Origin of the sequence: Paracoccus laeviglucosivorans, from assembly GCF_900182695.1 — a bacterium.
Classification (GTDB): domain Bacteria; phylum Pseudomonadota; class Alphaproteobacteria; order Rhodobacterales; family Rhodobacteraceae; genus Paracoccus; species Paracoccus laeviglucosivorans.
Map to the genome: position 1 here is coordinate 1 of NZ_FXTK01000050.1, position 8142 is coordinate 8142.

The following is an 8142-nucleotide window of genomic DNA, read 5'->3' on the forward strand; positions in this document are numbered from 1 at the left end:
CGCCTGGGCGGCCTGACCGCCATCGGCCCCATCCTGCAAGGCCTCGCAAAGCCCGCAAACGACCTCTCCCGCGCATGCTCAACCCAAGACATCGTCAATACAGCAGCTATTACCGCAGTAAATGCAAAGGGTTAAAACAACCCAGAAATGCCATGCGCTGCGGTGATCAAGGCGGTAACCGCCAGCATCGCGATTGCGGCCTTTTGATAACCGCCTTCACCCAGCCGCCGGAACACCTTTTCCCCGAAATAAGTGCCAAGCATCAGCAGCGGCAATGACAGTGCAGCCATCAGCAGCGTCTGGCGCCCGACCAATCCTTCGGCGAAAAGTCCGGGCAGCGCGATCAGGGATGTGACGCAGAAAAAGCTCATCAATGTCGCGCGGGTCTGCGCGGGCGGCGTCGCGGTGCTGAGAAGATAGGCCACAGCGGGCGGACCCGGCATTGCGGCCAGCCCCGAGAAAACCCCAGACAGCAGACCTGCGCCCATGGCCTGACGCGGGCCGGGTGCGATGCGGACCTGTTTGACCATGGCCACCAGCGCTGACAGCACGATGACCGCCAACACGATGCGCATCGCGTCTGCCGAAAGCATGTGCAGCCCCAAAAGCCCTACGGGCGTTCCGATCACCGCGCCGATTGACAGCTTTTTCAGCGTGGCCAGCACCACCTGATGCCGCATGACGACAATTTCACGCAATCCCACCATGCATTGCAGCAGAATGGCGATGACGATCGCCTCGGCCGGGGGCAGTGTCAGGCTGACCAGCGGCACAGCAGCCAGCGCAAAGCCAAAGCCGGTGATGCCGCGCAAGACCGCCGCGATGAATACCGCGCTGAATACGAGAGCAAAGGTCGCCATGGTTCCGGGGTCTCGGGAAGGGGTGATGGGTCGGATCAGAATATTTATGCTCTGATGCGCTTCCCCTACGACATCATTGATCCATGAAACAGCCTGTCAAAGAGAAAACCTGCTATGCAGATGGCCGATGCGCGTTTTCCCTTGGCCCCCCTGAGGGGTTAACGCAGTTGCGCCAGTTGACTGGCCGCGGCACGCAATGCGGGCAGGAATTGCAGGCCGGTTTTAAGGTCCAGCCGCAGCACCGGTGCGTGGAATGAAACCGTCGCCATCAGGCGATCCGCATCGTCAAGCACGGGAACGGCGACGGCGATCATGCCCGGCACGAATTCCTCGCCATCGGTGGAATAGCCGTTCTTGCGGATGCGCTGCACTTCGTCGCGCAGGCGGTCGCTGCTGACGATGGTTTGCGGTGTGTGGGCTTTCAGGTCGGCCAGTTCGGTGAACCGCTCCAGCGCCGCATCGGTCATGAAGGACAGGCACAGCTTACCCGCTGCCGTGGCATGCAGCGGCACGCGCGATCCGGCATGCAATTCGATCCGCAGCGGCCATTGCGTCTCGACCCGGTCCAGATAGACCATGGCATCGCCATCGGGGGCGGAAAGGTTGCAGGTCTCGCCAATCTCGGCGTTCAGGCGGGTCAGGATATTGCGCTGCGTCGCCACATGCTGCCACGAACGCATGACGCCCCGCATCATATCGCGCAGCTTCGGCCCCGGAAGATAGCTGCGTCCGTCGATCTGGCGCGACAGAAAGCCTTCCTGTTCCAGATTGCCGACCAGACGGTGGATGGTGGGCTTGGGCAGCTTCAGAACCGCATTGATTTCGGTCGCGGTCAGGGGGCGGGCTTCTTTTGCCAACACTTCCAGAACCTGAAGGATCCGCATGCTCGGGGAACTGTTGCCGGGGTCTTCTTGGGATGTCATTGCTACGATCTTCATGCCTCACGCAGGACTTTAACCCGGCGGCGAAACAGTTTCCAACACGAATGATTACCCGGCAAGTTCCCGCGCTGCGAGGTCGATCAGCCGGATGCCCTGCGCAATCTGACGCTCGGCGATCGAGGAATAGCCAAGCCGAAAGAACGGGCAGGGATCGGGCGGATTTTCGAAAAACACATCGCCCGGTTCGATCAGCACGCTGTCGCTTTGCAGCCGGTTGGCCAAGGCGCGGCTGTCGACGTGGGGCGGGGCCTTGATCCACAGGCATGATCCGCCGCTGGCCGCTGCGCCGGCAATCTGCAAGCAACTGCCGCTTAGGGCGTGTTCCATCGCGCGGCGGCGCGCGGCAAAGGTCTGGCGCAGCTTGACGATATGCGCATCGTAATGGCCTTGGGCCAGAAAATAGGCGGTGATGCGCTGCAAATGGCTGGGCGGATGGCGCAGCATGATCGCCCGCAGATCACGGGCACGGGCTATAAAGGGCGCAGGTGCGACCATATAGCCGATGCGCAGACTGGGAAACAGCGCCTTGGAAAAGCTGCCGATATAGATGACGCGGCCCGCCTGATCCAAGGATTTCAGCGCCGGGGCAGGGGGCGCCAGATAGGACATCTCGAATTCGTAATCGTCTTCGATGATCAGGAAATCGTCGCGGACGGCGCGGTCCAGCAGGGCGTGGCGCCGGGGCAGCGGCATGGTCGCGCCGGTCGGGATGTTGTGGCTGGGGGTCACGATGACCAGACTGGTGGCGTCGGGCAATTCGTCCGGGTCCAGCCCGCCATCGCGCAGTGGCAGGAACGCGGTGGGACTTTGCGCCCGGCGCAGGGTTTCGGCAAAGTCGGGATAGCCGGGGTCTTCGGTCACGGCCAGACGGTCGGCGCGCGCCAGCAGCTCGACGGCCAGAAACAGTGCGTTCTGCGCGCCCATCGTCACCAGCACCTCGTCCGGTTTGGCGTTGATCCCGCGCCGGGGCAGCGTGTTCGAACAGATATAATCGATCAGCAATGCGTCATCTGTGCCATATTGGTCCGCCGCCAGTTCTGCAAATTCGCGCTTGCCCCATGCTTGACGCGCGCAATCGCGCCATGCCGCGTGATCGAACAGTTCCGGGTCGGCCTGCCCATAGATGAACGGGTAATCATAGTCGCGCCAGTTGACGGGTTTGCGGATCACCCTTTTGCGGGTCGGCGTCATTGCCAGCCAATCGCGCCAATCAACAGCGGATTCGCTGATGGGCGCGCGCGCGGGTCCAAGGCGCCGATGCGGGACCGTCTGGGCGATCATGACGCCGGACCTTGCTGCGGCCTCAAGATAGCCTTGGCTGATAAGGTCTTGATAGACCAGCGTGACGGTCATGCGCGACACACCCAGCGACACGGCCAGCCCCCGGCTTGATGGCAGGCGCGTTCCGGGGATCGCCTTGCTTTCCAGAATCGTCCGCACGACGGCGGCCGCCAGTCTGCCCTGCAAGGTGGGCGCATCGCTGGGTCTTAGCAGAATGGCCTCGGGCGGGATCCGTTGTTTCATCTGGACCTAACTTTCGTCGCAACTGGTCATATCCTTGCCCGGCATAGGCTGCAACAGTTGGCCGCATGACGTGCCGACAGATGCACGCAAAACCGGTCCGATCCAAACGAGACCGACATCAGGGAGAATGCAACATGACACGAACCCAATTCGGGCTGCGACGTCTTGCCGTCATTGGCGTGGCAACCGTGGCGCTGTCGGGCACTGCTGCGGCGGAAACCATCGTCATCGGCTATCAGCAGATCGTGGGGCCATTCGTCGCCGCCATCGCCGATGGCCGTCTGGACGCCGCCGCCGAAAAGGCTGGGATGGAGATCGACTGGCGCCAGTTCAGTTCCGGCGGCGATATTTCGACCGCGCTTGCATCGGGCAATGTGCCCATCGGCGTGCTGGGATCGACCGGCATTGCATCATCGGCGACGCGGGGCGTGGATTTCCAGCTGTTCTGGATCCTCGACAATATCGGCAAGTCCGAGGCGCTGATCGCCCGCAACGGATCGGGCATCGAGACGCCGCAGGATCTGGTGGGCAAGAAGGTCGCGGTGCCGTTCGTCTCGACCTCGCATTTCCATTTGCTGGTCGGTCTGCAGCAGGTGTGGAAAATCGACCCGACGCAGGTGAACATCCTGAACATGAAGCCACCGCAGATCATGGCGGCATGGCAGCGCGGCGATATCGACGCGGCCTATGTCTGGCCCCCGGCGCTGTCGCAGTTGATGGCGGATGGCAAGGTCATTTCGGACAGCGAACAGATCGGCGCGGCCAGCGTGCCGACCTTTGACGGGCTGGTCGTGGATCGCGGCTTTGCCGAAGAAAATCCCGAATTCATGGCCGCGTTCACGGCGGAACTGGGCAAGGTCTATGCCGATTACAACGCCAACAAAGCGGCGTGGACGGCGGAATCCCAGCAGGTCCAAGGCATCGCGCGCATGATCGGCGGCGAAGGTCCGGGCATTGTCGAGGCGCTGAACATGCTGTCATTCCCCGACGCTGCCGGTCAGGCATCGCCCGAATGGCTGGGTGGCGGCGCGACCAACGCGCTGACACAAAGTGCGGCGTTTCTGGTCGAACAGAAACAGATCGACAGCGCGCTGCCCGATTATGCGCCCTATGTGAATGCATCCTTTGCCGAGGCTGCGGCCAAGGCCCAGCAAGCTGCGAACTAGGCGGCGGGGGGCACAATGCAGACATTGGACATATCGAATGTCAGCCTGATCTATCCCGGCCAGATCAAGGGCCGGGACATCGTGGCGCTGCAAGGCGTGGACCTGACCATCAAGAATGGCGATTTCGTCGTGGCTCTTGGTGCGTCGGGATGCGGCAAAACCACGCTTCTGAACCTGATGGCGGGGTTCATGGCCCCCAGCGCCGGGCAGATCACGCTGGGCGGTCAGCCCGTGCTGGGGCCGGGGGCGGATCGCGGCGTCGTGTTTCAGAAACATGCGCTGCTGCCTTGGCTGAACGTCATCGACAATGTGGAGTTCGGCCTGAAACTGCGCGGCATCGACGCCCGGACCCGGCGCGAGGTGGCGGTCAAGAACCTAGCGCTTGTCGGCTTGCAGGATTTCCACAAGCACATGATCTATCACCTGTCGGGCGGGATGCAGCAGCGCGTGGGGATTGCCCGCGCCCTGACCTGCGACCCGGCCATGCTGCTGATGGACGAGCCGATGGCGGCGCTGGACGCGCTGACGCGCGAAACGGTGCAGGAACTGCTGCTGAAGATCTGGCAGCTGACCGACAAGATGTTCTTCTTCATCACCCATTCCGTCGAAGAGGCGCTGTTTCTGGGTTCGCGCCTGATCGTCATGTCGCCGCGTCCCGGCCGCATCACCCATACCTATGAACTGGACTTCAACAAACGCTTTCTGGCCGAGGGAGATGCCCGTGCCATCAAATCAAGTCCCGATTTCATCGACATGCGCGAACAGATCCTTGGCATCATCTATGGCGACGAACGCGCCGCAGATGCGGAACGGGCGCGGCTGGATGCTTGATCGCCTGACACGCGCGCGGCCTGCACGGGCGGGCACGTCCTATGGTGCGCCCGGTGCCGGGTCCAGCGCCCTGATCAGCCTTGCAACCGCGCTGATCCTGATCGGATTGTGGTTCCTGGTAACCGGCATGGGCTGGATCAAGCCGTTGTTCCTGCCGGCTCCGGGCGCGGTCTGGGCCAAGTTCATGCAGGCGATCACCGAAGGGGTCTCGAACTCGACCCTGATCCAGCACACTTTGGCCAGTCTTGGGCGCGTGCTGGGGGCGTTCTTTCTGGCGCTGGTGGTTGCCATTCCGGTGGGCATCCTGATGGGCGTGAACCGCTGGGTGCGGGGCGTTCTGGACCCGATCATCGAGTTTTATCGCCCGCTGCCGCCGCTGGCCTATCTGCCGCTGATCATCATCTGGCTGGGCATCGGCGAGTTTCCCAAGGTCTTTCTGATCTTTCTGGCGATTTTTGCCCCCATGGCGATTGCCGCGCGGGCAGGGGTGCGGTCGGTGTCGATCGAACAGATCCACGCCGCTTATGCCATGGGCGCATCCAAGACGCAGGTGATCTTTCACGTGATCCTGAAGGCCGCCCTGCCCGAGATTTTCACCGGCATGCGCATCGGCATCGGCGTCGGCTGGACCACGCTTGTCGCCGCCGAAATGGTCGCGGCCAGCCGGGGTCTGGGCTTCATGGTGCTGAACTCGGCGGAATATCTGGCCTCGGACGCGGTTATCATGGGCATCATCGTGATCGGCATTCTGGCGCTGGCCTTTGACTTGCTGATCCGGCGCATCGAACGCGCGCTGATCCCGTGGAAGGGCAAGATCTGACCGACTGAATCAATCCAAACACGACCACCCATCGGGGGCGCATCCGCGCCTTCGACCGGGGAAGGAGTATCAAAAATGACCCGAAATCTGACCGCTGCCGACCTGAAGGCCACCTTCGACGCCTTCAACCGCCACGACATCGACGCGGTGATGACCCATTTCGCCCCCGATTGCGTCTTTTACACTATCGGCGGCGATGATGCCCACGGCACCCGCATCCAGGGCAGCGAGGCTATTGCCCGCGCATTTGTCACCGTCTGGACGAACATGCCCGATGTGCAATGGGCCGATCACGAACATTTCCTGTCCGCGGACGGCACGCGCGGCGTGTCGCAATGGACGTTCCGCGCCACGCAGCCCGACGGCTCGCGGATCGAGGCGCAGGGCGTCGATCTGTTCCGCATACGGGATGGCCAGATCGTGGAAAAACAGGCTCTGCGCAAACAGCGCGCGCCCATCCCCGCGCCGCACCCCGAGGTCTTGGACGCCAAATGACGCAATCCAATATCAGGCGCGCGGGCTCAATCCCCTTCGACCCGTTTTACGACCCTATGACGGCGCGGGGGCTTGGTCCGCACAGCGATTACGCGCCGACCTACTGGATCGGCACCGCCGGTCCCGCGCCCGATGATGACGGTCCGGTCAGGGCGGATATGGATGTCGATGTGGCGGTGATCGGATCGGGCTATACCGGCCTTTCCTGCGCCATTCACCTGGCCCGCGCACATGGCATCAAGGCCACCGTGCTAGAGGCGAATGGTGTCGCTTACGGCTGTTCGACCCGCAATGGCGGGCAGGCACAGATCAGCGCGGGCCGCCTGAAACGCAGCCAGTGGATCGAACGCTGGGGCTTGGATGTCGCCCGCGCCCTGCATGCCGAGATGGTCGAGGCCTTCGCGCTGTTCCGCAGCCTGCTGGCCGACCACGCCATCGACTGCGACCCGCAGGAAGGCGGGCATTACTACATTGCCCACAAGGCCAGCGTCATGCCCACATTGGCGCGCGAAGCAGCGCTGCTGCGCGACAGCTTTGGCTATGATGCCCGGATGCTGTCCCGTGACGAGGTAATAGGCACCGTAGCCCGCGACCACGAGGCGCAGGGTGCTTTGCACGAACCCGACGGGATCGGCATCCACGCGGCCAAGCTGGCCTTCGGCTATCTGCGCGTGGCGCGCGAGTTGGGCGCCAGCGTGCATCCCGACAGTCCGGTGCAGGCCTGGGAATATCGCGGCGGCCACCACTATCTGCGCACACCCGGCGGCATCGTCCGCGCCCGCCGGGTCGCGGTCGCCACCGCAGCCTATGCGCCGCGGGGGCTGCATCCCCGGCTGAAGGACCGGCTGATGCCGATCATGTCGAACAGCATCGTGACCCGCGTGCTGACGCCACCCGAGCTGGAGGCGATTGGTATCTGCCAAGGCTCTCCACTGACCGACACGCGCACCTTGCGGCATTACTATCGGCTGCTGCCGGATAACCGGCTGCAGATCGGATCGCGCGCGGCAATCACGGGGCGCGATGCGGCCAATCCCGCGCATCTGGCCGCGCTGCGCCAGGGATTGGCGCGCAAGTTTCCGGCGCTTCGCGACATTGCGCTGGATTACAGTTGGTGGGGCTGGGTCGATGTCAGCCATGACATGATGCCCCGGATCACCGGACTGCCCGACCTGCCGGGCGCGTTCTATGCGCTGGGATATGGCGGCAACGGGGTGATGTATTCCGCCATGGCCGGACGCCGCCTTGCGCAGCTTGTGGCGGGCGAGCCGCTGCCCGCATTGCCGATCTTCAACTCTGAACTGCCCCATGAGGGCTGGAAAACGCCGTTCCGCCGTCTGGGACAGCGAAGCCTTTATCACATCTATCACTATCGCGATGAGCGGACCTGAGGAGGGATTTTCGATGCGTATGACGACTGAGGAGTCATTTGTTAAGGTATTGCAGTTGCATGGTATTGAGCATGCCTTTGGGATCATTGGCTCTGCGATGATGCCTGTGAGTGA

Annotated in this window: 9 protein-coding genes; 6 read left to right on the forward strand and 3 right to left on the reverse strand. The window is 62.9% G+C overall.

All coding sequences use genetic code 11. From position 1 onward, the window contains the following. On the forward strand, nt 1-135 hold a 135-nt coding region (locus tag FN835_RS20595; protein ID WP_281285430.1), incomplete at its 5' end, for a phosphate acyltransferase. On the opposite strand, the gene FN835_RS20600 is transcribed toward FN835_RS20595, so the two are convergent. The 3 genes from FN835_RS20600 to pdxR all read right to left on the reverse strand — a co-directional run bounded on the left by FN835_RS20600 (nt 132) and on the right by pdxR (nt 3325). Next, entirely contained in the window at nt 132-860 is a 729-nt protein-coding gene (locus FN835_RS20600) for a sulfite exporter TauE/SafE family protein (RefSeq protein ID WP_142665110.1), read from the reverse strand. The two genes, FN835_RS20595 and FN835_RS20600, sit on opposite strands and share 4 nt — an antisense overlap. Nucleotides 861-1018: 158 nt before the next feature. Beyond that, a complete protein-coding gene (locus FN835_RS20605; RefSeq protein ID WP_246098832.1) occupies nt 1019-1744 on the reverse strand; it encodes an IclR family transcriptional regulator in 726 nt (241 codons plus the stop codon). 105 nt (nt 1745-1849) lie between these two features. After that, nucleotides 1850-3325, reverse strand: a complete 1476-nt coding sequence (gene pdxR, locus FN835_RS20610) for a MocR-like pyridoxine biosynthesis transcription factor PdxR (protein WP_142665112.1) — start codon at nt 3323-3325, stop codon at nt 1850-1852. A gap of 134 nt (nt 3326-3459) precedes the next feature. Here pdxR and tauA point away from each other — a divergent pair, with 134 nt between their 5' ends. The 5 genes from tauA to FN835_RS20635 all read left to right on the forward strand — a co-directional run bounded on the left by tauA (nt 3460) and on the right by FN835_RS20635 (nt 8028). Then, nucleotides 3460-4491: a taurine ABC transporter substrate-binding protein gene (gene tauA, locus FN835_RS20615; RefSeq protein WP_142665113.1), complete on the forward strand. Its 1032-nt coding sequence runs from the start codon at nt 3460-3462 to the stop codon at nt 4489-4491. A gap of 15 nt (nt 4492-4506) precedes the next feature. Further along, a complete protein-coding gene (locus FN835_RS20620) occupies nt 4507-5322 on the forward strand; it encodes a taurine ABC transporter ATP-binding protein (protein ID WP_142665114.1) in 816 nt (271 codons plus the stop codon). After that, nucleotides 5294-6142: an ABC transporter permease subunit gene (locus FN835_RS20625; protein ID WP_246098833.1), complete on the forward strand. Its 849-nt coding sequence runs from the start codon at nt 5294-5296 to the stop codon at nt 6140-6142. Before FN835_RS20620 ends, FN835_RS20625 begins: the two co-directional genes overlap by 29 nt. A 75-nt stretch (nt 6143-6217) precedes the next feature. Further along, nucleotides 6218-6637, forward strand: a complete 420-nt coding sequence (locus tag FN835_RS20630; RefSeq protein WP_142665115.1) for a nuclear transport factor 2 family protein — start codon at nt 6218-6220, stop codon at nt 6635-6637. Further along, complete coding sequence (locus FN835_RS20635) at nt 6634-8028, forward strand: NAD(P)/FAD-dependent oxidoreductase (RefSeq protein WP_142665116.1); 1395 nt, start codon at nt 6634-6636, stop codon at nt 8026-8028. The genes FN835_RS20630 and FN835_RS20635 overlap by 4 nt, the downstream gene beginning before the upstream one ends. The last annotated feature ends 114 nt before the right edge of the window (nt 8029-8142 follow it).